Genomic DNA, 26992 nt, shown 5'->3' with positions numbered 1-26992 from the left:
GTCCTTGCGGCGCTTTGTGAACCTTTCCGGGTGGAAAGGTTTGCGCCTTTGCCGAGTCACAGACGGCTCGTAGCCTGCTTGCGTTCATGAACCGATCGACCTCACTGCGTTGATCGCGATGACTGACCCGACAATTCGATCCTCGAAGGAATGAACCGATGTTTTCTGTCTTAACTCACAATAGACGCGCCTTCGCATCCGCAGCACTGCTCCTTTGTGCGCTGCACGCGGTGCATGCGGGCGCAACGACACTTGTCGCACCTGAGGGAAATGCCGCAACTGGGGCCGATGTCGCTAACGTCGGCTATCTGGCTGCGGCGGCCCCGGATCTGACAGTGCTTGTCGCGCCACCCCCTGCGCCCGGCAGCGTCGCGCAGGCAGACGATCTGCGTCAGTTGCTTGTGCTGCAACGTTCACGCACTGCTGAGCAACTTGCGCTTGCCGACGGCGACACGCACAAGAGCGTGTTCCGCTTTGCCGATGTTGTCGGTGCGGGCTTCCGCGCGGACCGGTTGCCGTTCACGGAGATGTTTTTCAAGCGTCTGGCGAAGGAGGGCGCTGCACCGCTCAAGGTGGCGAAGGATTACTGGAAGCGTCCGCGTCCGTACAACGTCAGCGCCGAGGTGCGCCCTGGCATCGTCACCGAGGGCACGTCTCCGAGCTACCCGAGTGGACACGCGACGTTCGCCTATCTGACTGCCGTGGTGCTCGCCGAGATCGTTCCGGAGAAGCGCGCGGAGATTTTCTCCCGCGCCGACGCCTACGCGCAGGGTCGGGCGTTGGGCGGCGTGCACTACGTAAGCGATGTCGAGGCCGGTAAGGTCAGCGGCACCGTGATTGCCTCTGCCATGCTCGCCAATCAGGCGTTTCGGGACGATCTTGTCAAGGCGGCGCACGAGACGCGCGAAGCATTGGGGTTGCCGCCGTTGCGATAAGGAGGTCAGGCGCTCGCCGTGCCGGTCGGGTGGGGCTCGCAGGGGGGCGCGGGCGAGGCATCGGATGTTGAGTGGGTGGCTGGTGCGGCCGGGAAACGCAACGCGACGCGGCAGCCGGGCTGGGCGTCGTCGATTCGCATTACGGCGTTATGAATGCGGGCTGTCGCCGCGACGACGCTCAGCCCTAATCCGTGGCCCGGCGTTGGCATGCCGCTCACGCCTGCGCCGCGATAGAACGGCCGCAGCACGGCGTCGCGCTCGATGCTGGCAATGCCCGGGCCGGTGTCACTGACCTCCACCATGGCGTGCTGCGGCGTCGCCATCATACGCAAGCATACGGTGCCACCTGACGGGGTGAATTTCAACGCGTTGTCGAGCAGGTTCTGAATCGCGCCGAAGATCAGATCGCTGTCGCCAAGTACGGGAGCGCTGCGCTGCGCTTGCACGGTCAATGTCACCATGCGCTCTTCGGCAAGCGGTTCATAGAGATCCACGACGTCTTCGACAATGCGGGCGAGGTCGACCAGACGGAAGTTCTCGCGGCGAGCGTGAGCGTCGATTTCAGCGATACGAAGCAGGGCCGAGAAGCGATCGAGTACGTGGTCGGTCTGCTCCAGGGCACGCTCGACTGCCGTATCGTAATCACCGGCGGAGGTTGCGCTACGGCGCGCGCGCTCCAGCCCTGCGCGAAGGCTCGTCATCGGTGTTCGCAGATCGTGGGCAATCCATGCGCACACGCCGCGTAGTTCGGATACGAGGCGCTCGATGTCGTCGAGCATTGTGTTGACGAAGCCCACCAGCAGGTCGATGTCGTCGCGACGGCCGCGTGTCGGAAGACGGCGCGTAAAGTGGCTGGAGATGATGTCCTGACACGACTCCCGCAACTGACGAACGCGCTGGTTTGCGGCGCGATGCAGTGCGTATCCACACAGGGCGCCAAGCAGAATCGTCGCGAGCAGACCGCCGATGGCGACGCGCACCAGCATGTGATCAAAGCGGTCGATATCGTCGACGGCCTGCCCGACGATTACCCGGTTGGCGTCGGGCATCGTGGCGATCATGGCGCGGTAGGGGCGTGCCCACGCTTGGCCTTCCTTGTCGACAACAGTCTGCGTGTATCGATAGGCTTTCCAGTCGGGCACATCCTTTGGCAGCGTATCGATATTCCCGGCCAGTCGCTGACCGCTGGCGGTGAACAGGCCGTAGGGACGCACATTGGCGGCTTCGCGACGGCTGCGCTCCGAGATGTTGATCCGTGCGTCGGCAGCCGTGCGCCGGATAAGCTGGGTGCTTTCGCGGTGCAGGCGGGCGTCGACAAGATCTGTTAGGTAGCCCATCGTGAGCCAGTAGACCACTGCGAACAGCGAGACGACCGACACGATGAAGATCGCGAAGATGGGGCCTGCACCCCAAAGACTGCGCAGAAAGCTGCGCTCAGTCGTCGGCATGGAGGACGTAGCCGGTGCCGCGAACGGTGTCGATCATGGCCGAGCATTCGCCATCGAGTGAAATCTTCTTGCGCAAGCGCGCGATATGGACGTCGATGACGTTGCTCTGCACGTCGTGCTGATATTTCCATACCGACTCGAACAACAGTGCACGCGTGACGACCTGATTGGCGTTGCGCATCAAATACTCGAGCAGGCGCATCTCGCGAGGCTTCAATGAGACGGGCACGCCAGCGCGCGTCACGGTGCCGTTGTCTCGATCGAGGTGCAGGTCACCCACACGCAGGTTGGCGCCGGTGTCCGTATCGCTATGCCGACGGAGCAGCACATCGATGCGAGCCGTCAGTTCGTCGAAGCTGAAGGGCTTTGTGAGGTAGTCGTCGGCGCCGTTGCGCAGGCCGCGCACACGTTCATCGGCGGCGCTCAGTGCGGAGAGCACCAGGACAGGTGTCTTGATACCGACGTTGCGGGCCGTAGCGAGGATCGACATACCGTCAATTTCAGGCAGTAGACGATCGAGAACCACGCAGTCGTACTGACCGTGCAGCAGGCGTTGCAACCCCTCTCCGCCAGCACGTGCAAGTTCGACCGCGAATCCGTGCTCCCCGAGCGCGGAAACAAGTTCGTGGGCGACCTTGGCTTCGTCCTCAACGACGAGAATGCGATGGGCGGAAGCGGCCGAGCGGACAGCATGGGTTTTGTCAGCGTTCGCGGCGATTGCGTCCATAGCTCGGGTTCAGGTCGAAGAGTGACGCATGACTATATGGCATTTGCGTGAACAAACCGTGACGGCTTTGAGCTATAGGCGCGATGGGCGCACTGGCGGGTGTCGACGCAGCATGTCGTCGACGAACCGAGTGCGCTCAAACGGTCGTAGCGAAACAGATGTGTCTATGCCTGTTAGCGATGCTATTTGAATTGGTTCAGTGTCGGGTGTATCGCCTCGTGCCAATTGCGGAACAACCGGCATCATTTTGCTGAGCACTCCCCACAAAAGTCGGTCGCGACCGTCGGGTGAAGATCGGGAAAGGCGAAGAAATCTGGCGGAGGCGGTGAGATTCGAACTCACGGAAGGGTTACCCCTTCGCTGGTTTTCAAGACCAGTCCATTAAACCACTCTGGCACGCCTCCGGGGCGTTGCGCACGACGCGATGTCGCGGCTTGGGATGCCGTCTGAGACGACGGCTTGGGATGCGTGCGGTCCGGGGGAATCGGCGTCGGCACTCCGGCGCAGACCGGTACCGCACGGCAGCCGGCATTATACCCGCTCCTCCCGTCATGTGAAGCCCTCATTCCACCCAAATCGCTTCACACCCCGCTCAAATCCTTGCGTTTCCCCCATCCCCCTTGTTTTGTCACCGTCCGGCATGCATCATGCTTCAAGACGTGCGGTGAACGCCCCCCGCGTTACCGTGCGAGGCCAGACATGACCCGGAGACACCGCATGGATGCCGACACCTCCCGCGATTCCGCCCAAGAGACGTCAAATGACGCCAGCGGCGAGCGCGTGACCGACGCCCCGACTGCCAATGCTTTCACCTGGCAGATTCCAACCCTTTACAACATCGGCGTCGACGTCTGCGACAAATGGGCCGACGGCACCAACCGTCTCGCCCTCATTCACGAAAGCGCAGACGGCTCGCACGTGCGTCTGACGTTCGACGTCCTCAAACAACTCTCGAACCAACTCGCCAACGAATGGCGCGCCAATGGCGTCAAGGCCGGCGACCGCATCGGCATCTTCTTGCCGCAATCACCCGCTACGCTCGTCGCTCACGTCGCCGCCTACAAGCTCGGCGCCATCGCCGTTCCCCTCTTCACACTCTTCGGCCCCGAAGCGCTCGCCTATCGTTTGCAAAACTCCGGCGCCGCCGTACTCGTCACCGACCTCGCGAGCATCGCGAAGATCGACGACATCCGTGCCGAAATCCCGGATCTGCGCCTCGTGTATGTCGTCCACGACGACCTCCCCGAAGCCCATCATCACGTCGCCGATGATCAGGACTGGGGCGTCGCCGAAGACGGTCTGCTCGCACTCTGGCCTGCCATCGCGTCGCGCGATGCGCACTTCGAACCCGTCCAGACCCGGGCCGATGCCCCCGCACTCATCATCTACACCTCCGGCACGACCGGCAAACCCAAGGGCGCCCTGCACGCGCATCGGGTGCTGCTCGGCCATCTGCCAGGCGTGGAGACGTCGCACAACGGTTTCCCGCAGGAGGGCGACCTGATCTGGACGCCAGCCGACTGGGCCTGGATCGGCGGGTTGCTCGACGTCCTGCTGCCCGCCCTGCATCACGGCGTCCCCGTACTCTCAAGACGCTTCGAAAAGTTCGATCCGGTCGCCGCATTCGATCTCATGGCCCGCCACGGCGTGCGCAACACCTTCCTGCCACCCACCGCGCTCAAGATGCTGCGTACCGTCCCGTCGCCACGCGAGCACTGGCCGCTGCAACTTCGCTCGGTCGCCAGCGGCGGAGAGTCGCTCGGCCCCGAACTACTGACATGGGGACGCGAGCACCTCGGCGTCGACATCAACGAGTTCTACGGGCAGACGGAATGCAATATGGTCGTCTCGTCATGCGCCGCAGAATTTCCCGCATTGCCCGGCGCCATCGGACGCGCCGTGCGCGGTCACGCCGTCACCATCGTCGATGACGACGGCACACCGCTTCCCCAGGGCTCGGTCGGCAACATCGCGATCGCCCGGCCCAACCCGGTCATGTTCCTCGGCTACTGGCACAACCCGGACGCCACGATGGAAAAGTATCGCGGCGACTTCCTGCTGACCGGCGACTCGGGATTCGTGGACGAACACGGGTACATCACGTTCACAGGCCGCTCGGATGATGTCATCACCAGCGCAGGCTATCGCATTGGTCCCGGACCCATCGAAGACTGCCTCATCCGGCATCCGTCCGTGCAGTTCGCGGCCGTGATCGGTGAGCCCGACGACCTCCGCACCGAGATCGTGAAGGCGTTCGTGGTGCTGCGCGAAGGGCACACGCCGTCCGACGCGCTGGCGAAGGAGATTCAGGATTTCGTGAAAAACCGCCTGGCGGCACATGAGTATCCGCGCAAGGTGGTCTTCCTGCCGGAGTTGCCGATGACCGTGACTGGAAAGATCATCCGCAAGGCGTTGCGGGAGATGGGCGCCGCGTCAAAGTGATGCCGGCGCGAGCAGGGCGGGGCAAGGGGAGGGCAGGGTTAATGCGCAGGTAATGCGCAGGCGGAAGTGCGCAGAGGGAAGAGCGCCGGGCGCCGGCGCATGTCTCTGAAGAACGCTTCGCCGCCCGGCGCGAATGCTACGTCAGACGATTACTTTCCGTCGCGCTCCAGAAACATCGCCTGCAGGTCGTTCAGGAACCGCTGGCCCAGCTCGGTCGGCGCAATGCGCTGCGGGTCGTCGACGAGCAATCCCTTTTCCACGCCTGCGCTCAACGCCTTGGCAATCCTCGCCATCGGCAAGCCTGTACGGTCCGCAAAAAGTTCGCTCTTCACGCCGTCGGTCAGCCGCAACGCGTTGAGCATGAACTCAAACGGCAACTCGCGCACGTCGACCTCGCGCTCTTCCTGAACCGCATTGCCAGCCGCCGCCGCTTCCATGAAACGCTGCGGATGTTTGTGACGGATCTGCCGCAGCACCCGATGCGGGAAGGAAATCTTGCTGTGCGCGCCCGCGCCAATGCCAAGATAGTCGCCGAACTCCCAGTAGTTCAGGTTGTGCTTCGCGCGACGATGCGGCTGCGCATACGCCGACACCTCGTAATGCCCATACCCTGCCGATGCCGTACGCTCGGCTATCCAGTCCTGCATGTCCGCAGCCGTGTCGTCGTCGGGCACGGTGGGCGGATACTTGTGGAACTGCGTGTTCGGCTCGAGCGTGAGGTGATACAGCGACAAATGCGGCGGTGCGAACGACAACGCCGTCTCCACATCCTGCTGACACTGCGCCAACGTTTGATTCGGTAGCGCGAACATCAGATCGAGGTTGAAGTTCTCGAAGTTCGCCTGCGCGATCTCGATCGCACGACGCGCTTCGTCGCCATCATGAATGCGTCCGAGCGCCTTCAGATGCTCGCTGTTGAAGCTCTGAATACCGATGGATAGCCGGTTGATGCCGCTCGCCCGGAAACTGCGGAACTTGTCAGCTTCGAACGTGCCCGGATTGGCCTCCATCGTGATTTCTGCGTCGGCATCGAGCGGCAGCAACGCGCGCAGATCCGAGAGCAGACGGTCCAGGCCGGCCGCCGATAACAGGCTCGGCGTGCCGCCGCCAATGAAGACGGTGTGCACCGGACGCCCCCACACCAGCGGCAACGCCTGCTCCAGATCCTGACGCAAGGCGTCGAGATAGGCTTGCTCCGGGAATGCCTGTGCACCGCCGTCGCCACGCCACTCGTGCGAGTTGAAGTCGCAATACGGGCACTTGCGCACACACCACGGAAAGTGCACGTATAGCGACATCGGCGGCAATGCCGGCAAGCTGATCTTGCCGGGCCGCAGGAAGTTCTGCACGGGCAGCACGGACTGACTCATACCGCTCACGCCTCCCGGCCCAGTTTTTCCAGCAGCACGCGCAACGCACGTGAACGGTGGCTATGGGCGTTCTTGACCGCAGGATCGAGTTCGGCCGCCGTCTGATTCAGCGAGCGGATGAGGAAGTGCGGATCGTAGCCGAAGCCATGCGCACCGCGCGGCGTGTCGATGATCTCGCCATCCCAACGGCCTTCGGCAATGATCGGCTGCGGATCGGCCTCATGACGCATCAGCACCAGCGCCGCGAAGTAATAAGCATTGCGATAGCCGGGCGTGTCGGCGTGCGGTGCGAGCTGTTCGATCAAGTGGCGGTTGTTCGCAGCATCCGATTTCTCATGCCCGGCGCGCGCCGCATAACGTGCGGAATACACGCCCGGCGCCCCGCCGAGAATCGGCACGCATAGTCCCGAGTCGTCTGCCAGCGCGGGCAGGCCGGTCGCGGACGCGGCATGCCGCGCCTTCGCCAGCGCGTTCTCGATGAAGGTGACATGAGGCTCGTCGGCTTCGGAGACGCCGAGCATGCCCTGCGGCACCAGCTCGATGCCAAGCGGCTCGAACAGCGACGCGAATTCGCGCAGCTTGCCCGGGTTGTTCGACGCCAGCACGATCTTCTGCATGGTCATCGTCAGACTCCCAATGCACGCTTCTGGGCGTCGATCAACTGACGGATGCCGGCGTCGGCCAGATCGAGCAACGTGTTGCTCTGCGCGCGCGTGAACGGCGCACCTTCGGCCGTGCCCTGAATTTCCACAAAACCGCCTTCGCTCGTCATGATGACGTTCATGTCGGTATCGCAGGCGGAATCTTCGGCGTAATTCAGATCAAGCACCGGGTTGCCCTGATACAGCCCGACGGAGACGGCGGCGACGTGCGCCCGAATGGGCGACGACTCGAGTTTGCCGTCGGCGATGAGCTTCGAGACAGCGTCGTGCGCCGCGACGAACGCACCGGTGATCGAGGCGCAACGCGTGCCGCCGTCCGCCTGAATGACGTCGCAGTCGATCTGGATCGTGCGCGGGCCAAATTTCTCGAGATCGAACACGGCGCGCAGCGAACGGCCGATGAGGCGCTGAATCTCCTGTGTGCGTCCGCTCTGCTTGCCGCGGGCCGCCTCACGATCGCCGCGCGTGTGCGTCGCGCGCGGCAGCATGCCGTATTCGGCCGTGAGCCAGCCCTGGCCGGAATCGCGCAGGAAACCCGGCACTTTCTCTTCGACGCTGGCGGTACAGATGACCTTGGTCTCGCCGCATTCGATCAGCACCGAACCTTCGGCGTAGCGGGTGTATTGGCGGGTGATGCGCACGGGGCGCAGCGCGTCTTGCGCACGGCCGTCCGGGCGGGTGATTTGCGTCATGAGTGAATGTCCTGCGAGGTGAGTTTATGCGGCAATACCCGAATGGTATCGCTAAACGCGGCAAGCTTGGCGGCGCTGCCCCGGTGCCGCGCGTCGATTCCGGAGCCTCGGGCCGGAAAATGCGATAATCGCGTTTCGTCCATGCATGCGAATCCGATTGCTGCATCGCCTCGCTGAAGAACTGTCATGAGGCTGTGGTACCGGACACCCCGATGAAAGACAACAACATCTACAGTATGACCGGCTACGCCAGCGTCACGCGCGACATTGCGCATGCCGATGGAGCCGCAGGCGCGAGCGTGTCGGTCGAATTGCGCACGGTCAATTCGCGCTTCCTCGATCTGGCATTCCGTATGCCCGAAGAAGCGCGTGCCTGCGAACCGGTGCTGCGCGAAGCGCTCACCGCCAAACTCTCGCGCGGTAAGGTCGACATCCGCATCAACGTGCAACGTCCGGAGAGTGGCACGAACGGTGCCCTCAATCTCGATGCCGTCAAGCAACTCTCCGATCTCGAGCAACAAGTCCTCGCGATCTTCCCGGACGCAGAACGCATGCGCACCGGCGAAATCCTGCGCTGGCCGGGCGTGCTCGGTGAAGAGTCGGTGACGGCCGACGCGCTGCGCGATGCCGTGATCGACGCCGGGCGCACCGCCATTGGCGACCTCGTCGATGTGCGCAAGCGCGAAGGCGCGCAGCTCAAGACCAGCCTTATCGAACGCATCGAGAACATGGAGAGGATTCTCACGGGCCTGCAGCCGCTGGTGCCGGAGCTGATCTCGCGCCAACAGCAGAAGATCGTCGATCGTTTGCAGGAAGCGCTGGGTATCGTGGTGCCGGAAGGCTCGACCGCGCCCGGCAAGGACGAAATCGCCGAGCGCATTCGTCAGGAAGTGACGATTTACGGCGTGCGTATCGACGTTGCAGAAGAACTCACGCGTCTCGATGCTCACCTGAAGGAAACCCGCCACATCCTCGACAAGGGAGGATTGGTCGGCAAACGGCTCGACTTCATGATGCAGGAGCTCAATCGCGAAGCGAATACGCTCGGCTCGAAGGCCGCCTCGAAGGAACTCGCCGACGCGTCGATGGAGCTCAAGCTCTACATCGAGCAGATGCGAGAGCAAGTGCAGAATCTGGAGTAAGTCGCATGACCCCGCAATCGCAAGTCCCGCAACCGCCCCTGCACGCCGAGTATCCCGGCAATCTGTTCATGGTGGTCGCCCCCTCGGGCGCGGGCAAATCGACGCTCGTCAACGCACTGCTCGCGCAGGACAGCGAGGTCCGTCTGTCGATCTCGTGCACCACGCGCGCACCGCGTCCGAATGAAGAAGAGGGCGTGCATTACAACTTCATTTCGGTCGAGCAGTTTCTGGAGCGCCGCAAGCGCGGCGAGTTTCTGGAAAGCGCCGAAGTGCACGGCAATTATTACGGTACGTCACGCGTCTGGATCGAAGATCAGATGCGCGAGGGGCGCGACGTGCTGCTGGAGATCGACTGGCAGGGCGCGCAGCAGGTGCGAAAGCGCTTTTCGAATGCCGTCGGTATCTTCATCCTGCCGCCGTCCATCGAGGCACTCGAAGAGCGGCTGAAGAAGCGCGGCACGGACGAGCCGAAGGTGATCGCACGACGTCTGCTGGCGGCCGGTGGCGAAATCGCCCACGCGCCGGAAGCGGATTTCATCATCATCAACGACGAATTCCAGCGTGCGCTCGATCAACTGCAATCGGTCTTTACTGCGGTACGCCTGCGCTTCGCATCGCAGTACGCCCGGCACAAGACGTTGTTCACCGACCTGGACATTCACGCACCGAGCGAGCACCAGTAACACCCTTGCGTTCGCCGGTGGCGCTTGCGTTTTGCGCGAGTCTGCGCCGGCTGCGATAGAATACGCCTGATATCAAGAAGGAACCTCCTTATGGCCCGTATTACCGTTGAAGACTGCCTGAAACGAATCCCGAATCGCTTCGAGTTGGCACTCGCCGCGACCTACCGCGCCCGCCAACTGGCGCAAGGTCACACCCCGAAGCTCGAGAACAACAAAGACAAGCCGACCGTTGTCGCGCTGCGCGAAATCGCAGCGGGGCAGGTGGGCATCGAGATGCTCAAGAAAGTGCCGCTCTGATCAGGAGACAGCACTGATGCGATGTGACGTTCCGGGCCGCTCGACGATGCAGGTACACGTATGAGTCACGCGAAATCACCGGCCGCGTCCATCGCTGCGGATGAACCCAAAGCGGGGGAGCCCAAGCCCGAGCGCAAGAAAAAGAAGAGCGAGAGCGCCACGCGGCAGTACATCGACGCGCTGCTAGAGCAGTCGTACCGGCATCTGTTCGGTCCGACGGCAACGCCTGAGCAGCCGCGCAAGCATGAGGTCGTTTCGATTGCCCGTCTGAAGGGCATGCTTGGGGAGTACCTCAAGGACAACGACCTCGCGCAAATCAAAGAGGCATTCCAGTTCAGCGACGAGGCCCATCTGGGCCAATATCGCCAGAGCGGACAACCCTACATCACCCATCCCGTCGCCGTTGCCGAGATCTGTGCCGAGTGGAAGCTCGATGCGCAATCGATCATGGCCGCCCTGTTGCACGACGTGATGGAAGACCAGGGCGTGACCAAGGCCGAACTCGCCGAGCGATTCGGCCCGAAGGTCGCGGAACTGGTCGACGGCCTCTCGAAACTCGACAAGATGGAGTTTCGCAGCCGTGAGGAAGCGCAGGCCGAGAGCTTCCGCAAGATGCTGCTGGCGATGGCGCGCGACGTTCGCGTCATTCTCGTCAAGCTCGCGGACCGCCTGCACAACATGCGCACGCTGGGCGTCACGTCGACGGAAAAGCAGCGCCGCGTGGCGCGCGAGACGCTCGACATCTACGCGCCCATCGCGCACCGGCTGGGCCTGAACAATACCTATCGCGAGCTGCAGGATCTGAGCTTCGCGAATTATCATCCGCGCCGTTACGCCGTGCTCGATAAGGCCGTGAAGGCCGCGCGCGGCAACCGGCGCGAGGTGGTCGGCAAAATCCTCGACGCCGTCGAGAAGGCGCTCACCGAAGGGGGCGTGAGCGCCGATGTCTTCGGTCGCGAGAAGACGCTCTTCAGCATCTACAACAAGATGAAGGAGAAGCAACTGTCGTTCTCGCAGGTGCTCGACGTTTATGGCTTCCGTGTCGTAGTGGAGTCGAATGCGCAGTGTTACCTGGCGCTTGGCGTATTGCACGCGCTCTACAAGCCGGTGCCGGGCAAGTTCAAGGACTACATTGCCATCCCGAAGGTCAACGGCTATCAGTCGTTGCATACGACGCTCGTCGGCCCCTTCGGCACGCCCATCGAATTCCAGATTCGCACGCGCCGCATGCATGAGATTGCGGAAGCGGGCGTTGCCGCGCACTGGCTGTACAAGAACGGCGGCGCAGACATGAACGATGTGCAAAAGCACGCACATCAATGGTTGCAGTCGCTGCTGGACATTCAGAGCGAAACCGGTGATTCGACTGAATTCCTCGAACACGTCAAGATCGACCTGTTCCCCGACGCCGTCTACGTCTTCACGCCGAAGGCGCGCATCATGGCGCTGCCGCGCGGCGCGACGGCCCTCGACTTCGCCTACTCTGTGCACAGCGATCTGGGCAACCAGTGTGTCGCCGTCAAGATCAACAACGAGTTGCTGCCGCTTCGCACCGAGTTGAAGAACGGCGATATCGTGGAAGTCATCACCGCGCCGTATTCGAAGCCGAACCCGGTCTGGCTTGGGTTCGTGCGCACAGGCAAGGCGCGCTCGGCCATCCGCCATTACCTCAAGACGATGCGTTTTGCCGAGTCGGTACAGCTTGGCGAACGTCTGGTGGAGCAGGCGCTCAAGGGCTACGGCCTGACGATGAACGAGATTTCGCCGCAGATCTGGGACAAGCTCGCGCAGTGGACCGGCAACAAGGATCGGCAGGACATCTTCGCCGATATCGGCTTGGGACGCCGCGTGGCGGCCGTCATGGCCAAGCGCCTCGCCGTGCTCCTGTCGGGCAAGGAAAGCGAGAACGATACCGACAGCCCGGACGATCCGGAATCACCGCGTACCGGCGACGAGAATGTCGGGCCGCCGGTGCTCATCACGGGCACGGAAGGCATGTCGGTGCAGTTCTCGGCCTGCTGCCGCCCGATTCCGGGCGACGCGATCATGGGCTACATCGGTATTGGCATGGGCATGGCGATCCACACGACCGATTGCCCGGTCGCACGCCGTATCCATCGCAAGGATCCGACCCGCTGGATCGACGTCGCGTGGGCGCCGCAGCCGGGGCGTCTGTTCGACGTGGCTATCAAGGTGCTCGTGCGTCACAATCGCGGCGTATTCTCGCGGGTGGCGGCCGACATTACTGCGTCGGACGCGAACATCGTACACATTGGCATGGATGAAGTCGTGCCGGACGAATCGGCAACGCTGCGCTTCCTCATTCAGGTGAGCGACCGCGTGCATCTGGCTAACGTGATGCGTCGTATCCGCGTGAATCCGGACGTGATGCGGGTAGCGCGCGAGCGTTCGAGCGAACGCCATCATGAAGAACTGCACGCCATGCGCGTGGCGCGCGAACGCGGCAATTTCTGACGGGACGGCCGGCGCACGTCGTCAACGGCGGCGCGTCGGCATAGCCTGCCTCTGTGTTTTCAGACGCCGAAAGCCCTTGTGCGCGCCGTGATTACTCCGACGGCGGGTAGCGCACGTCCAGAATCTCAATCTGCTCGAGTCCAGCCGGGGTGCGCAGCGGCACCGTGTCGCCGATTTTCGCCTTGGTGATCGCGCGGGCGATGGGGGAAATCCAGCTCACGTGACCCCGGTCGAGATCGACCTCGTCGATGCCGACGATCATGATCGTGTGCTCGTCGCCCTTGGTGTCGGCATAGGTCACTTCCGCGCCGAAAAACACCTGATCGACGTTCTCCTGACGGCGCGTGTCCACCACCTCGGCATTATCGAGACGACGCGTGAGAAAGCGGATGCGACGGTCGATTTCGCGCAGACGCCGCTTGCCGTAGATGTAATCCCCGTTCTCCGACCGGTCGCCATTGGACGCCGCCCACGACACGACTTTCACGACTTCCGGGCGTTGATTGTCGATGAGGTCGAGCAATTCATCCTTCAGGCGGCGATAGCCGGTCGGCGTGATGTAGTTCTTGGTGCCAGCGGGAATTTCCGGGGCGCCGGCGTCGAGATCGTCATCGTCGTCGCCACTGTCTTCCTTGACGAAGGCTTTGTTCATAGGTCCACGCACGCCACGAGGGCGTGCAGAAATGCGTTTCGGGATTCCTGCATTATAGATTCGATGCGCATCGAGCATGCGTTCAGTCACGATTCGTCGCCCAGCCATCATGCTCAGGTGTCATGGAGTGTCCCGGAAATGTCCTCTACAATCGGTTCACATCGCCCCATCTGACCGCAGGAGAACAGCGCATGACCGATTCCACGAGTCCCTTTCTCGCCGTGCTCAAGCCGCATCTGAGCGACATCGGCGCTTTTACCGTGCAGCGTAGTTTGCCCAGTCTGCCGTTCAAGACGGTCGGGCCGTTCATCTTCTTCGATCATATGGGCCCGGCCACGCTGGCGCCGGGACAGGGCATGGACGTTCGTCCCCATCCGCATATCGGGCTGGCAACCGTGACCTATCTGTTCGATGGCGAGATCTGGCATCGCGACAGCCTTGGCAGCGACCAGCGCATCACGCCGGGGGCCGTGAACTGGATGACGGCCGGACGCGGCATCGTGCATTCGGAGCGCACACCGCAGGACGTTCGTGAACGAGGCGGCGACGTGCACGGCATTCAGACGTGGGTCGCGCTGCCGCAGGCCGACGAAGAGACCGAGCCGACGTTTGCGCATCACGAAGCGTCGTCGCTGCCGGACATCTTCCTGCCGGGCGTGCATATGCGTCTGATTCTGGGGGAAGCGTTCGGTGAGAAGGCGCCGGTGAAGGTGTTTTCGCCCATTTTCTATCTGGCCGTCGACATGGCGCCTTGCGCAGCATTCGTGTTGCCGCCCGAGTATGCCGAGCGCGCGCTCTACACCGTGCAGGGCGAGGTGACGGTCAACGATGAGGTGTTGCCGGAACAGCGCATGGGCGTACTCGCACCAGACACCGATGTGCGCATCGTGGCCGGCGACAAGCCGGCACGGCTGATGCTGCTTGGCGGTGCGCCGCTTGACGGCGATCGCTTTATCTTCTGGAACTTCGTGTCGTCGAGCCGTGAGCGAATCGAGCAGGCCAAGGCGGCCTGGACGGCGCAGCAGATGGGCACCGTGCCCGGCGAGACGGAGTGGATTCCGCTGCCCGAGCGCAAGCCGGCCGCAAACTGAGCGCCGCTCGTATGCGCAACGCCTGCTGCCGAAGCGATCGGCCGCAGGCTTTTTTATGCGAATGCGGATGTTGGCGCGCGACACATCACGCACTCAGCACGACGACCGAACAGCGGCGCTCTTCCAGCAGCCGGTGAGAGATGGCGCCGAAGTTCAGACGGTCGCCGAAGCGCGGTTGCACGCCGAGTACGAGCAAATTGTGTTTGCCGTGATGGATCTGATGCAGCACGGCCTCGTCGACCTTGCCGCCCGCGAGCAGGCGTGTGTTCAGCTTCACGCCGTTACGCTTCGCGAGCGCCCGCAGATTCTCCATCATCGCGGCTTCGGCAGCGTCAGGGCGCAAGACGCGCGGGCGCCAGCGCCGGTGCAACATGCCCGGCGCGACTCGCGCGCAGACGTGCAGGGCCGTGACGGGCGCGTTGGCAGCCCGTGCAAGGGTGATGGCGAGTTCGGCCGCATGCCTTGAATAGTCGGTGCCCGAGACCGGCACGAGGATGTTCAGCGGTGCGTCGGGCTCGCGCGCATGGTCGCCGTGCGCCAGCACGATGCCGATGGCACCGTCGAACGCTTTGGTGAGCGGCAGCACGCCCGTGGGCAACGGCAGTGGCGGGACGTCGGAATCCGACTCTTGGCCGGGCACATCGAAACCGGCGATCACGAAACCGTACCCCTTGGCGATTTCGTCGGAAATCCGGGTGGCTTCGTGGCTGCTGTCAGGGTGCGACGCCTGCTGTTCACGCGCAGTGTCCGACGGGTCGCTCGCGCCGAAATCGCCTTCCTCGGTCGCTTCGCTGACGCGTTTATCGTCGTAGGCGTCTCCCACAGGTTCGTGCCTCGGGGTACCGGTATGCGCAGACGGATCGGACGCCTCGGCGATATCGCGTTTGTCAGGATGACGCTCGTCGCCTTTGTTTCTGCTTTCCTTGACAGGGCCGTGCGGCAGTTCGGGGTTCTTCTGTAGAGATTTGCCGGTTCGCTCGCGCAGCACCAATCGTGCAGCCTCGCGCGCGTGGTTCTGGCTCGCATCGTCCTCGACGCCCGGCGTGCCCGGCGCGCGGGCCACGGCAAGCGTCGCCGCAGCGAGGGCGATATCGTAGGCGTCGCGTCCCGCGTCTTCGACGCCGTTGTCCGCTTGACCTTTGTCCGGTCTGCGCGTCGCGGTGGCGGTGTCAGACCGTTGCGCATTCTCCGGCGCGTTGTTCTCCTCGCGTGCCGTCTTCCCGCCATCGGTGCCGGCAGGCGAGGGGGCCAGTACGGTCGTGAGCGTGCCGCGCACCCCGGCCGTCAACCCGGCGATCCAGGCGGCGAAGCGGCCGTTGGCACTGCCGTCCACGGCGGCCAGAATACGTTCGACGTTCGGCAGGAAGTCCTTCTCTTCGGCGGCCTCTTTCTCGAGTCGTGCCTTCTCTTGCGCCGAGAGTGGAATGCGCACAAGCGCACGTCGCAGCACCGGGGGCATGATGAGCGTGGTCATCAGCGCCATGATGACGATCATCGTGAACAGATCCTTGCTGAGCACGCCCAGCGACAGCCCGATGCTCGCCACGATGATCTCGGTGGAGCCGCGCGCGTTCATGCCGGTCGCGAGCGCCAGCGCTTCGGCCGAGGACATGCCGCCGAGGCGTCCGCCGATGAAGCAGCCGGAGAATTTGCCGATGCTGGCGATCAGGATCAGTCCGGCCACCAGCCCGAGCATGCGCCAGTCGAACAGGATCGTCAGGTCGACCGACAGGCCCGCCACGCCGAAGAACACGGGCGCGAAGAGGGCAACGATCAGCCCGCGCAACTGTGCCTCGATCTGTTCGGTAAGAATGGGCGACTGCCCGATCATGACGCCCGCCATGAACGCGCCCAGCGCGGTATGCACGCCGAGCTTGTCGGTGGCGAGCGCCAGCACGAAGGTGATGACGAGAATCACGCTGAGCACGGGCATTTCGCTGGTGAAGCGATCATTCGTCCAGCGGATCGCCACGGCGACGGCGCGTTTGCCCACGGTGAAGCACAGCACGATGAACAGCAGCGTGCCGCCGAGGCTGAACGACAGATGGCCGAGATCGATCGAGCCGCTCGCGCCAAGCCCTGCGATGGCGGCGATGATGATCCAGCCGGTAGTGTCGTCGAGAATGGCGGCCGCGAGAATGATCTGCCCGATGTTGCGGCGCAGATAGTCGACCTCGCGAATGACCATCGCCACGACTTTGACCGACGAGATGGACAATGCAGTGCCTAAGAACAGCGAGGTGACAAGTCTTGCCTCGGGGTGCGGCAGCAGATTGTCGGGCAGATGCCAGCCAAGCGCGAAGCCGCAGGCGAACGGGATCACCATGCCGCCCGCCGACGCGAAGATCGCCATTCGCTTCATGCGGCGAACAAGGCCGAGATCGGTTTCCAGCCCGGTGGAGAGCAGAAGCAGCAGTACCCCCAGCTCGGAGACTGCATCGAGCATCTTTTTCTGGGCTTCCGAGTCGGGAAAGACGGCATGTTGCCAGGCAGGCAACAGCGCGCCGAAGACGGACGGGCCGAGCAGGACACCGGCCAGCAACTGGCCCATGACGGCTGGCTGGCGCAGGCGTTGCATCACCTCGCCCAGCAGACGGCCGACGAGGACCAGCAGAAGGAGTTGCGTGAAGAAGATTGCCGTGCCTTGGCCTGCGTGCATGTGTCTCCCTGTCTGTCGTGGGACGGCGCGCGGCCGGGGCGGGAACCCGGGGCGCTAAAGCGCGTCCGTACCGATTTGCCCAGTTTTGCGATTACCATGCTTCAAGCTGGCGGCTGTATTCGATGAGTGACGGCCGCTGTTAACGCAATTTATCATGCTCAATAAGAACCTATGATCGATACCAACCTCGCCAGTTTCGACGCCGACGTGCTGGCCGTCTCGCATCAGGTGCCTGTGCTGGTCGACTTCTGGGCGCCTTGGTGCGGCCCGTGCAACGTGCTTGGGCCCCTGCTGGAAAAGCTGGAGGCGGAAGCGCAAGGGCGTATTCGTCTGGTGAAGATCAATGCCGACGAGAACGCGCAGCTTTGCGCGGAATACGGCGTTCGCAGTCTGCCGACGGTGGTCGCGTTCGTCGATGGCGAACCTGCCGACCAGTTTGTGGGCGCGCTGCCCGAGGGGCAGTTGCGCGCGTTTATCGACCGTGTCGTGCCGAATCCGGCGCAGATGGCGCGTCGCGTGGCGCGTCAGGCGTTGCAGGAAGGGAAGCCGGAGGTCGCGCGCGACGCATTGCAGGCCGCCCTCGCGCTCGATCCTGCGCATGACGACGTGCGTCTCGATCTGGTCGATGTGTTGTTGGGCATGGGCGACGTCGAGAGCGCGCGCACGGAACTGACGCTGCTCTCGCCGCGCACGGCGGCCAGCGGCGACGCCCGCATCGCGGCCCTGACCACGCGCATCGCGGCGGCCGAGCAAGCGAGCCACTTGCCACCTGCGCGGGAGCTGCTGGCGCGCGTGCAAACGCAGCCCGACAACCTGCAGGCGCGGCTCGATCTCGCGAATCGTTATCTGGCTGATCGTGCCTACGAGCCGGCATTGCAGGCGCTGCTAGACATCGTGCAGCGCGACCGCACGTTCGGCGACGATGTCGGCCGTAATTCGATGCTGGCCATTTTCGAAGCCTTGTCGGAGATCGACCCGGCCACAGTGGCGGCCTGGCGACGCAAGCTGAGTGCCGCGCTCAACTGAGGCAACCCCTTTTCACTACGGACTGCACGCCGATGACTGTTCCTTCTCTGATTACCTTTGCCCCCGATCAGGCGGGCGAAGCCATCTTCGACCATCCTGCTGAAGCCCGCCGCGTGAGCGGCAATCCGCAACGCGTGACGCGCCCGTTCTATACCGACGCTCTGGGCGAGTTCGATTGTGGCGAATGGACGTGTGAGCCCGGCGCGTGGCGCATCGCCTTCGGCGCACATCGCCAGGAGTTTTTCTCGGTGATCGAGGGACGCATTCGCATCAGCGATCTCGACGGCAACGCATCGGAGTTCGGACCGGGCGATGCCTGCGTCATCCCGGCGGGCTTCGAAGGGGTGTTCGAAGTGGTGGAGCCGGTGCGTAAGCACTTCGTGATGTTCGAGCGCAAGGCGCAATCATGACGCGCCTCGTGTTCTTTTGCGGCCACGCAGGGGCGGGCAAAACGACGCTCGCCAAACGGCTCATCCGTCCGCTGATCGCGCGCAGCGGCGAGGCGTTCTGTCTGCTCGACAAGGACACGCTTTACGGTGGCTACAGCGCGTCGGTGATGGGTGCGCTGACGGGCAATCCGAACGACCGCGACAGTCCGCTGTATTTGCAGACGCTGCGCGACCCGGAGTACGCCGGACTGTTGGAAACGGCGCGCGAGAATCTGCGCCTCGGCGTGAATGTTCTGGTGGTCGGGCCGCTTTCACGCGAGTTGCGCGAAGGGTTGCTGTTCGACCGCGCGTGGCTGGGTGTCGACGACGATGTGGGCGTTCATGTCGTCTGGGTCGATCTCGATGAGGCGCATGCGAAGGCGCGTATCGAGAGTCGTGGCAATCCGAACGACGCTTACAAGCTCGCGCATTGGGACGAATACCGCATGCGTCGTTTCTTGCCCCCCGCTGCGGCGTTCCCCGGACTGATCCGTTTCGATAACACCGCACCGACGCCGGAAGATGACGAGCGGCTGCTGCAAACGCTGCTGGCGCAGACGCGCTGATTGTCGAAATTTGTTCCACGGGAAAAGTCTTAAAAGGCTTATGGCGCGGGAAGCGCGGGGCGGCGCGGTTGCTAAGGTATGGGCACTTTCCTCCCTGTCCCCGTGCCGACCATGTTCCTGCCTCTTTGCCCGTTGTCTTCGCCTGCGGCCAGTGTCGCGGGCTTCATACGCCAATGCCTTCTTTGCTTCCTGACGGCGGCTGCCGGGGCGGCGGTCGTCACGCCGGTCACGGCGCTCGCGGGGGAGCCGCCGGTGCCGGGGTTGCCACGGGTCAACACGATGGCGATCCCGCTGCCGCTATCTGACGGGGATTCACCACCATCCGGTGATAGCGCTATTGGCCAAACCCCGACGCCTGACCTGGCGCCCACGATGGCACGCATCCGCGAGCGTGGACGCATCGTGCTCGGCTATCGGCAAACGGCCGTCCCGTTTTCGTATGTCAACGCGAAGGACCAACCCATGGGGCTGGCGTGGGCACTTTGCCAGCGCATCGTGCCCGCGCTGCAACGCGAACTGGCAATGCCGGATCTGCGCATCACGCCCGTGAGAGTTATTGAGCAGATGCGCGGGCCGTTGATCAAGGGCGACGCCGTCGACATCGATTGCGCACCGTCGACGGTCACGCAGGCGCGCGAGCGACAAGTGGCATTTAGTCTCCCGTACTACGCTGCCAACGTTCGCCTCATGGTCCGGCACGGCGCAGGTATCGATTCCATCGACGACTTGCGTGGGCTGCGCCTCGCCGTTGTGCAAGGCACCACCGCCGAGCGGCTCGTGCGCGCACAGCATGTTCGTACCGGCTTCCAACTGCTCATGGCTCGCGACTACGCCGACGCGTTTCGCATGCTGCGCGAACACCGCGCTCAAGCCCTCGCCCTCGATGACGTGCTGCTCGAAGGTCTGCGCGCCACGAGCAAGTCTCCGAATGTGTTTCAGATCGTCGGGCCGCCGCTTTCCGACCAACCCGAACACTACGCGCTCGTTCTGCCCAAGGACGACCCCGTGTTCAAGGAACGCGTCAATGCCGCGCTCGCCGAACTGTTCCGCAGTGGAGAGGTGGCCAAGCTCCAGCGAGACTGGTTTCAAACCGCCGTGCCACCCTTCGGTCATCGTCTGAATCTCAAACCGTCTGCCGAGGTGCTCGCCGTCTGGGAATCCGGTGCGCACTACGGAAACGCCTCCACTGACCGTCCAAGCCTTTCATCCAACGCAGCGGAACACGGCGCCCCCAACCCCCCTCAACCCCCCGGGCGCTAGTCACTCACCCCTTGCCCCCCCCACGCGACACGTCGTCGCGCCCCAACGACGGACCGGAGCCCCTTTCCGCCTCTCAGACATAAACCCAACTCGCTGCAGAAAGGGGCCCCGATCCGTCTCTCCCAATCCCTCCGCTCCTTTCCCTCCTTTCTTTCTTTTCTCCCGGGTTTTCTTCGCTTCTGCATAAGCTAATGACTAAGGTTTCTTTGCCCTCTTTGCCCCATGTCTGTAAATTCCTATCGTGCTGTTAATCCGATAGGAATTTGCTGTGAACGGTTTCAAGGAAGTCAACTGGAAAGTCGCCGCCAAACGCGTCGCACTCGGTCTCACCGTTTGGTTCGCCGCCCAAGGTGCCGCCTCTACGGCAGTCGCCTCACCCGTCAAAGCCGACGCCGCAGTTGTCCCGCTGCCCGTCGTCAGCGGCGATCTGACCGGCACCCTCAAGAAAATCCACGATACGGGCCTCATTACGCTCGGCTACCGCGAAGCCGCGATTCCGTTCGCCTATGTCAACGACAAGGGCAAGCCCGTCGGCTATACGATGGACCTCTGCTATGCCGTTGTCGACGCAGTGAAGACGGCACTCAATATGCCGAATCTGCGCGTGCGTGAAATGTCCATTACGCCCCAGAACCGCATCCCGCTGGTGAAAAACGGTACGGTGGACCTGGACTGCGCGCCGAATACCATCACGCCGGAACGCGCCGAACAGGTCGGGTTCAGCAATCCGTATTACGTCTCGGAAGTTCGCCTGCTGGTGAACAAGAAGGACAATATTCACGGGTTGGATGACCTCAAGGGACAGAATCTGGTAGCGTCGGCTGGCTCCACCGGTGAGCGTCTGGCCCGTCTTCAGGCCGACAAGGGCGGGTTCCGTGTCATCCCCGCCCGTGATCACGGCGAATCGATGATGACGCTCGAAACCGGACGCGCCAAAGCCTTTGCACTGGATGACGTGCTGCTCGCCGGTCTTCGCGCTAACGCACGTGAGCCGGGTGACTTCGCCATTGTCGGGGCGCCGCTCGAGACGGAACTCAACGCCCTCATGCTGCGTCGCGACGATCCGCAATTCAAACGCTTCGTCGACACGACGCTCGCCCACGTGTTCAGCTCGGGCGAGATCCGTCGCATTCAGCGCAAGTGGTTCCAGCAACCGATTCCGCCACGTAACGTCAATCTGAACCTCGAACCGAGCAAGGAAGTGATCGAGGTCTGGCATAAAGGGTCGCAAGTGACCGAATAACCCCGCGCCCGAGGCGCGGGCCGCGGGAGATACTGCTGCGGCCATGAAAGCAGGTGTTAAGCTCGTCGATAGCGATATCGGCGAGCTTTTTTGTTTAGGCGTGCTCGTTTACGCGTTGTTTACACCCTCTTTATCCCTTTTGTCCCCGTCTTTACGCGCCGATCCGTATCTTTCAGTGCACGGCTGGCATGCGCATGCGAGGGCGCGTCGCGTCCGTGGCGTGCCGGCCGCCACACGATAGGGAGTTGTCATGGACTGGTTATATCTCGGCGTGATCGCGGTGTTCGTTGCCACGACCGTCGGCTTTGTCGCGTTTTGCGCGTCGGTAGGGGGGCAGCAATGACAGCCATGTATTGGCTGAGCGGCGGACTCACGCTCGCGCTGCTCGCTTATCTCGTCTACGCGCTGTTCAAGCCGGAGGACCTAGCATGACGCTCAATGCCTGGATCCAGCTCGGCGTCTTCCTCGTCGTGCTGCTGGTGCTGGCGCGCCCGCTCGGCCGTTTCATGGCCGACGTGCTCGCCGGTGAATCTCGCGTGAATCGCTGGTTCGCGCCCCTGGAGCGCGGGCTCTATCGCCTGTGCGGTATCGATGCTGAAAAGGAAATGCACTGGCGCGCCTACGCGTTCGCACTGATCGGCTTCAATGCCCTCGGTGCCTTGGCCGTCTACGGGCTGCAACGCTGGCAAGTCTGGCTGCCGTTCAACCCGCAAGGTTTCGGAGCCGTCACGCCAGACTCGTCGATGAACACTGCGGTGAGCTTCATCTCGAACACGAACTGGCAAGGCTACGCCGGCGAATCGACCATGAGCTATCTGACGCAGATGCTCGGTCTGGCCGTACAGAACTTCTTGTCGGCTGCCACGGGGATTGCCGTGGTGATCGCGCTCATTCGCGGCTTCGCCCGTCACACGGCGCAGACGATCGGCAACTTCTGGGTCGATATGACCCGCATCACGCTCTACATTCTGGTGCCGCTGTCGGTGGTGTTCGCCGCCGCTTTCATGAGCCAGGGCGTGATCCAGAACTTCGACGCCTATAAGGACGTGACCACGCTGCAGGCCACGCACTACGACAATCCGGTGCTTAACCCGGATGGCCAGCCGAAGGTCGACGCCGCTGGCAAGCCGGTGACGACGCCCGCCGTGACGCAGACGCAAACGCTGCCGATGGGGCCGGTCGCCTCGCAGGAAGCCATCAAGATGCTCGGCACGAACGGTGGCGGCTTCTTCAATGCGAACTCGGCTCACCCCTACGAGAACCCGACTCCGCTGTCGAATTTCCTGCAGATCCTCGCGATCTTCCTGATCCCGGCGGCGCTGTGCCACGCGTTCGGACGCATGGTCGGTGACCGTCGTCAGGGACTGGCGATTCTCGCAGCGATGACGATTGCGTTCTCGATCGCGGCGGTCGCCACGGTGTCGGCCGAGCAGGCAGGCAATCCGGTTCTGACGTCGCTGGGTGTCGACCAGCAAGTCAGTGCCACGCAAGCCGGCGGCAGCATGGAAGGCAAGGAAACGCGCTTCGGTATCGTGGCGTCGGGCATTTTCGCGACGGTGACGACGGCGGCGTCGTGCGGTGCAGTCAACGCCATGCACGATTCGCTCACGCCGCTGGGCGGCATGGTGCCGATGCTGTTGATGCAGTTGGGTGAAGTGGTCTTCGGTGGTGTGGGCTCGGGGTTGTACGGCATGCTCGTCTTCGCGATGCTCGCGGTGTTCGTGGCAGGTCTGATGATCGGCCGCACGCCGGAATATCTCGGCAAGAAGATCGAAGCCTTCGAGATGAAGATGGTCGCGGTGGCGGTACTCATGACCCCGCTGCTCGTGCTGTGCGGTACCGCGCTCGCGGTGCTCGTCGCGGCAGGGCAAGCGGGCGTTGCAAACCCCGGCACACACGGCTTCTCTGAAATTCTCTACGCCTACAGCTCGGCGGCGAACAACAACGGCAGCGCTTTTGCCGGTCTGTCGGCCAACACGCCGTTCTACAACAGCACGCTGGCGATCGCGATGTGGTTCGGCCGCTTCTGGGTCATCGTGCCGGTGTTGGCAATTGCCGGTGCACTCGCACGCAAGAAGCGCATTGCCGCCACTGCGGGCACGTTGCCCACGCATGGCCCGCTGTTCGTCGTACTGCTGCTCGGCACGGTGCTGCTGGTGGGTGCGCTCACCTACATACCCGCGCTTGCACTCGGTCCCGTCGCCGAACATCTGGCGATGATCGGTGCGCATTGAATAATGAAATGAGGCATTCGAGGCACTCATGAATCAAACCTCAGGAAATACTGTCACCCGGCCGGTCGGCGAAGGGCATACATCGGCCACACGGTCGATGTTCGACCCCGCGATTGTGAAGCCGGCCATCGTCGACTCGTTCCGCAAGCTGCACCCGCTCACGCAGGCCAAAAACCCGGTGATGTTCGTGGTGTACGTCGGCAGTCTGCTCACGACCGTGCTCTTCGGCATGGCCGTAGCAGGCCACGCCGAAGCAAGCGCGCCGTTCATCCTCGCGATCACGCTCTGGCTGTGGTTCACGGTCTTGTTTGCGAACTTCGCCGAAGCACTGGCGGAAGGCCGCAGCAAGGCGCAGGCGGCATCGCTGCGTCAGGCAAAGAAGAATGTGCCGGCCAAGCAACTGCGCGCCGCCCGGCGCGATGCTGAGTGTCTGGTGATCGATAGCGCCAGCCTGCGTCGCGGTGACTTCGTGCTCGTGGAAGCCGGCGATGTGGTTCCCGCCGACGGCGAGGTGGTGGAAGGTGTGGCGTCGGTCGATGAATCGGCCATCACGGGCGAATCTGCCCCGGTGATCCGCGAGTCGGGCGGTGACTTCTCTGCCGTGACCGGTGGCACGCGGGTGCTCTCGGACTGGGTCGTCATGAAGGTGACGGTCAATCCGGGCGAAGCGTTCCTCGACCGCATGATCGCGATGGTGGAAGGCGCGAAGCGTCAGAAGACGCCGAACGAAATCGCCCTCACGATTCTGCTCGTCGCGCTCACTCTGGTGCTGCTGCTTGCCACCGCCACGCTGCTGCCCTATTCGATCTATAGCGTGCTCGTCACGCAAGCCGGTCAGCCGGTTACGATCACGGTGCTCGTCGCACTGCTGGTGTGTCTGATTCCGACGACCATCGGCGGGCTGCTCTCCGCCATCGGTGTGGCAGGCATGAGCCGCATGATGCAAGCGAACGTGATCGCCACGTCGGGCCGGGCCGTGGAAGCGGCAGGTGACGTCGACGTGCTGCTGCTCGACAAGACCGGCACGATCACGCTGGGTAACCGTCAGGCGTCGCAGTTCGTGCCCGCACCGGGCGTGGATGAGCGCGCGCTGGCCGACGCCGCACAACTCGCGTCGCTGGCCGATGAAACGCCGGAAGGCCGCAGCATCGCCGTGCTCGCCAAGCAACGCTTCAATCTGCGTGAGCGTGAAATGAGCGGTCTGCATGCCGTGTTCATCCCGTTCACGGCGCAAACGCGCATGAGCGGTGTGGATCTTGCCGACAAGCAGATCCGCAAGGGCGCGGCCGACGCAGTCAAGCGTTATGTGGAATCGGCCGGTGGCCTGTGGCCGGCTGCGCTGGCCAGTTCGGTGGATGAGATCGCACGCCGCGGCAGCACGCCGCTGGTGGTCGCCGAGCAGGACGCGCAAGGCACTCGCGCGTTGGGCGTGATCGAGCTGAAGGACGTGGTCAAGGGCGGCATCAAGGAGCGTTTCGCCGAACTGCGCCAGATGGGCATCACGACGCTCATGGTCACGGGCGATAACCGCCTCACGGCTGCGGCCATTGCGGCGGAAGCCGGCGTCGACGACTTCCTGGCGGAAGCCACGCCGGAAGCCAAGCTCGCGACGATTCGCAAGTATCAGGCAGAAGGCAAGCTGGTGGCGATGACCGGCGACGGCACAAACGACGCCCCGGCGCTCGCCCAGGCCGACGTGGCCGTGGCGATGAACTCGGGCACGCAGGCTGCGAAGGAAGCCGGCAACATGGTCGATCTGGATTCGAACCCGACCAAGTTGATCGAGATCGTCGAGATCGGCAAGCAGATGCTGATGACGCGCGGCAGCCTCACCACGTTCTCGATTGCGAACGACGTGGCGAAGTACTTCGCGATCATTCCGGCGGCATTCGCCACCACGTATCCGCAACTCGATGCGCTTAACGTGATGCATCTGGCGAGCCCCTCGTCGGCCATTCTGTCGGCGGTGATTTTCAACGCGCTGATCATCGTGGTGCTGATTCCGCTGGCGCTCAAGGGCGTGAAGTATCGCCCGCTCGGGGCCGCGACGCTGCTGCGCCGTAACCTGGTGATTTATGGTCTGGGCGGGATTCTGGTGCCGTTCGTGGGTATCAAGGTCATCGACATGATCATCGCCGCGATGGGCTGGGCCTGATCGCGGGGCTTCCGGACGCGATGGCCGATAGTGGCCGGGCGTCCGGGCCACATTGCTGAAACTCTAAGGAATAGACGTCATGAAAACCCTCTTGCGCCCGATGCTGAGCCTGTTCGTCGTGCTCTCGGTCATCACGGGTCTGGTGTATCCGCTGGTCGTGACCGGCATCGGCCGGGCGGCGTTCTCGCGCGAAGCCGCCGGTAGCCTGATCTACAAGGATGGCAAGGCAGTCGGCTCGTCGCTGATCGGCCAGAACTTCGACGAACCGAAATACTTCTGGGGCCGTCTGTCGGCCACGGCGCCTATGCCGGATAACGGCATGGCTTCGGGCGGCTCGAACTTCGGCCCGCTGAACCCGGCGCTCGCCGACGCTGTGAAGGGCCGCATCGCCGCCCTGCGTGAAGCCGACCCGAGCGCCGCGCTGCCGGTGCCCGCCGATCTGGTGACGGCGTCTGCCAGCGGTCTCGACCCGGAAATCAGTCCGGCCGCCGCAGACTATCAGGTCGCCCGCGTCGCCAAGGCACGCGGCCTCACGCCCGACGCCGTGCGCTCGCTGGTGGCGCGCAGCACGGAAGGCCGCCAATGGGGCATTTTCGGAGAGCCTCGGGTGAATGTTCTGAAGCTCAACCTGGCGCTCGACGCACTGACAGCCGGCGGCGTCTGAAAATCGCGTCCGCTGGCGGGGTGGGCTGGCGAATCACTGGCCTTGCCCGGCGGCCTGCGGTAGATTGGCGGCACGCCCCGGCGCGTGCCGCTTTTTTGCATCACCGGGCGACCGGTGATTTGATGATTGCCACGCCATACG

23 protein-coding genes and 1 tRNA gene are annotated in these 26992 nt (G+C 63.3%); 16 read left to right on the top strand and 8 right to left on the bottom strand.

Translation table 11 applies throughout. The annotated features are described in order from the left end of the window. The first annotated feature begins 158 nt into the window (after positions 1-158). Positions 159-935, top strand: coding sequence for an acid phosphatase (locus tag PBR20603_RS06790; RefSeq protein ID WP_150558751.1), 777 nt, complete (start codon positions 159-161; stop codon positions 933-935). Between the two features lie 5 nt (positions 936-940). On the opposite strand, the gene PBR20603_RS06785 is transcribed toward PBR20603_RS06790, so the two are convergent. The 3 genes from PBR20603_RS06785 to PBR20603_RS06775 form a co-directional block, all read right to left on the bottom strand. Next, positions 941-2383, bottom strand: a complete 1443-nt coding sequence (locus PBR20603_RS06785) for a sensor histidine kinase (protein ID WP_150558750.1) — start codon at positions 2381-2383, stop codon at positions 941-943. Then, positions 2370-3110, bottom strand: a complete 741-nt coding sequence (locus PBR20603_RS06780) for a response regulator transcription factor (RefSeq protein ID WP_150558749.1) — start codon at positions 3108-3110, stop codon at positions 2370-2372. The genes PBR20603_RS06785 and PBR20603_RS06780 overlap by 14 nt, the downstream gene beginning before the upstream one ends. 314 nt (positions 3111-3424) lie before the next feature. Continuing rightward, positions 3425-3514 (bottom strand) — tRNA-Ser (locus PBR20603_RS06775). A gap of 313 nt (positions 3515-3827) precedes the next feature. Here PBR20603_RS06775 and PBR20603_RS06770 point away from each other — a divergent pair. Then, positions 3828-5552, top strand: a complete 1725-nt coding sequence (locus PBR20603_RS06770; protein WP_150558748.1) for an acyl-CoA synthetase — start codon at positions 3828-3830, stop codon at positions 5550-5552. Between the two features lie 149 nt (positions 5553-5701). On the opposite strand, the gene hemW is transcribed toward PBR20603_RS06770, so the two are convergent. The 3 genes from hemW to rph are packed head-to-tail and all read right to left on the bottom strand — an operon-like array spanning position 5702 to position 8276. Further along, positions 5702-6922: a radical SAM family heme chaperone HemW gene (gene hemW / locus PBR20603_RS06765; RefSeq protein WP_150558747.1), complete on the bottom strand. Its 1221-nt coding sequence runs from the start codon at positions 6920-6922 to the stop codon at positions 5702-5704. A gap of 5 nt (positions 6923-6927) precedes the next feature. Further along, positions 6928-7545, bottom strand: a complete 618-nt coding sequence (gene rdgB, locus PBR20603_RS06760; RefSeq protein WP_150558746.1) for an RdgB/HAM1 family non-canonical purine NTP pyrophosphatase — start codon at positions 7543-7545, stop codon at positions 6928-6930. Positions 7546-7547: 2 nt separating this feature from the next. After that, the gene (rph, locus tag PBR20603_RS06755; RefSeq protein WP_150558745.1) at positions 7548-8276 is read right to left on the bottom strand and encodes a ribonuclease PH; all 729 of its coding nucleotides are present in this window, start codon (positions 8274-8276) and stop codon (positions 7548-7550) included. Positions 8277-8488: 212 nt separating this feature from the next. Between rph and PBR20603_RS06750 the strand changes: the two genes are divergently transcribed. The 4 genes from PBR20603_RS06750 (at position 8489) to PBR20603_RS06735 (ending at position 12873) form a co-directional block, all read left to right on the top strand. Beyond that, on the top strand, positions 8489-9418 hold the full coding sequence (locus PBR20603_RS06750) for a YicC/YloC family endoribonuclease (RefSeq protein WP_174977805.1): 930 nt from the start codon (positions 8489-8491) through the stop codon (positions 9416-9418). Between the two features lie 5 nt (positions 9419-9423). Continuing rightward, positions 9424-10101 (top strand): guanylate kinase, encoded by a 678-nt coding sequence (gene gmk / locus PBR20603_RS06745; protein ID WP_150558744.1) that lies wholly within the window; start codon positions 9424-9426, stop codon positions 10099-10101. A 90-nt stretch (positions 10102-10191) separates the two neighbouring features. Continuing rightward, on the top strand, positions 10192-10398 hold the full coding sequence (gene rpoZ / locus PBR20603_RS06740) for a DNA-directed RNA polymerase subunit omega (protein ID WP_010804294.1): 207 nt from the start codon (positions 10192-10194) through the stop codon (positions 10396-10398). Between the two features lie 60 nt (positions 10399-10458). After that, positions 10459-12873, top strand: coding sequence for a RelA/SpoT family protein (locus tag PBR20603_RS06735; RefSeq protein WP_246174429.1), 2415 nt, complete (start codon positions 10459-10461; stop codon positions 12871-12873). 91 nt (positions 12874-12964) lie between these two features. Here PBR20603_RS06735 and greB read toward each other — a convergent pair whose 3' ends face one another. Beyond that, positions 12965-13525, bottom strand: coding sequence for a transcription elongation factor GreB (gene greB / locus PBR20603_RS06730; RefSeq protein ID WP_150558743.1), 561 nt, complete (start codon positions 13523-13525; stop codon positions 12965-12967). Positions 13526-13716: 191 nt separating this feature from the next. Between greB and PBR20603_RS06725 the strand changes: the two genes are divergently transcribed. Then, on the top strand, positions 13717-14616 hold the full coding sequence (locus tag PBR20603_RS06725; RefSeq protein ID WP_150558742.1) for a pirin family protein: 900 nt from the start codon (positions 13717-13719) through the stop codon (positions 14614-14616). A gap of 85 nt (positions 14617-14701) precedes the next feature. Here PBR20603_RS06725 and PBR20603_RS24070 read toward each other — a convergent pair whose 3' ends face one another. Then, positions 14702-17275 carry a cation:proton antiporter domain-containing protein gene (locus tag PBR20603_RS24070; protein WP_174977804.1) on the bottom strand — a complete coding sequence of 858 codons (2574 nt, stop codon included), beginning with the start codon at positions 17273-17275 and terminating at the stop codon, positions 14702-14704. A 174-nt stretch (positions 17276-17449) separates the two neighbouring features. Here PBR20603_RS24070 and trxA point away from each other — a divergent pair, with 174 nt between their 5' ends. From trxA to kdpC, 9 genes are all read left to right on the top strand, one after another. Further along, positions 17450-18301: a thioredoxin gene (gene trxA, locus PBR20603_RS06715; protein WP_150558936.1), complete on the top strand. Its 852-nt coding sequence runs from the start codon at positions 17450-17452 to the stop codon at positions 18299-18301. Positions 18302-18333: 32 nt separating this feature from the next. Continuing rightward, a complete protein-coding gene (locus PBR20603_RS06710) occupies positions 18334-18711 on the top strand; it encodes a cupin domain-containing protein (RefSeq protein ID WP_150558741.1) in 378 nt (125 codons plus the stop codon). Further along, the gene (locus tag PBR20603_RS06705) at positions 18708-19295 is read left to right on the top strand and encodes a P-loop nucleotide/nucleoside kinase family protein (protein ID WP_150558740.1); all 588 of its coding nucleotides are present in this window, start codon (positions 18708-18710) and stop codon (positions 19293-19295) included. Before PBR20603_RS06710 ends, PBR20603_RS06705 begins: the two co-directional genes overlap by 4 nt. A 111-nt stretch (positions 19296-19406) precedes the next feature. Next, positions 19407-20555, top strand: coding sequence for an amino acid ABC transporter substrate-binding protein (locus PBR20603_RS06700; protein WP_174977803.1), 1149 nt, complete (start codon positions 19407-19409; stop codon positions 20553-20555). A 268-nt stretch (positions 20556-20823) separates the two neighbouring features. Then, positions 20824-21798 (top strand): transporter substrate-binding domain-containing protein, encoded by a 975-nt coding sequence (locus PBR20603_RS06695; RefSeq protein WP_246174427.1) that lies wholly within the window; start codon positions 20824-20826, stop codon positions 21796-21798. A gap of 339 nt (positions 21799-22137) precedes the next feature. Then, the gene (kdpF, locus tag PBR20603_RS06690; RefSeq protein ID WP_063389843.1) at positions 22138-22230 is read left to right on the top strand and encodes a K(+)-transporting ATPase subunit F; all 93 of its coding nucleotides are present in this window, start codon (positions 22138-22140) and stop codon (positions 22228-22230) included. Beyond that, positions 22227-24032 carry a potassium-transporting ATPase subunit KdpA gene (gene kdpA / locus PBR20603_RS06685; RefSeq protein WP_150558738.1) on the top strand — a complete coding sequence of 602 codons (1806 nt, stop codon included), beginning with the start codon at positions 22227-22229 and terminating at the stop codon, positions 24030-24032. The genes kdpF and kdpA overlap by 4 nt, the downstream gene beginning before the upstream one ends. Before the next feature lie 28 nt (positions 24033-24060). Next, positions 24061-26187 carry a potassium-transporting ATPase subunit KdpB gene (gene kdpB / locus PBR20603_RS06680; protein WP_150558737.1) on the top strand — a complete coding sequence of 709 codons (2127 nt, stop codon included), beginning with the start codon at positions 24061-24063 and terminating at the stop codon, positions 26185-26187. A gap of 79 nt (positions 26188-26266) precedes the next feature. Further along, the gene (gene kdpC / locus PBR20603_RS06675; RefSeq protein WP_150558736.1) at positions 26267-26851 is read left to right on the top strand and encodes a potassium-transporting ATPase subunit KdpC; all 585 of its coding nucleotides are present in this window, start codon (positions 26267-26269) and stop codon (positions 26849-26851) included. Positions 26852-26992 lie beyond the last annotated feature (141 nt).

This window comes from Pandoraea bronchicola, from assembly GCF_902459805.1.
Taxonomy (GTDB): Bacteria; Pseudomonadota; Gammaproteobacteria; order Burkholderiales; family Burkholderiaceae; genus Pandoraea; species Pandoraea bronchicola.
The sequence above is the reverse complement of the archived record's forward strand: the minus strand, read 5'-3'. Positions and strand labels throughout refer to the sequence as shown.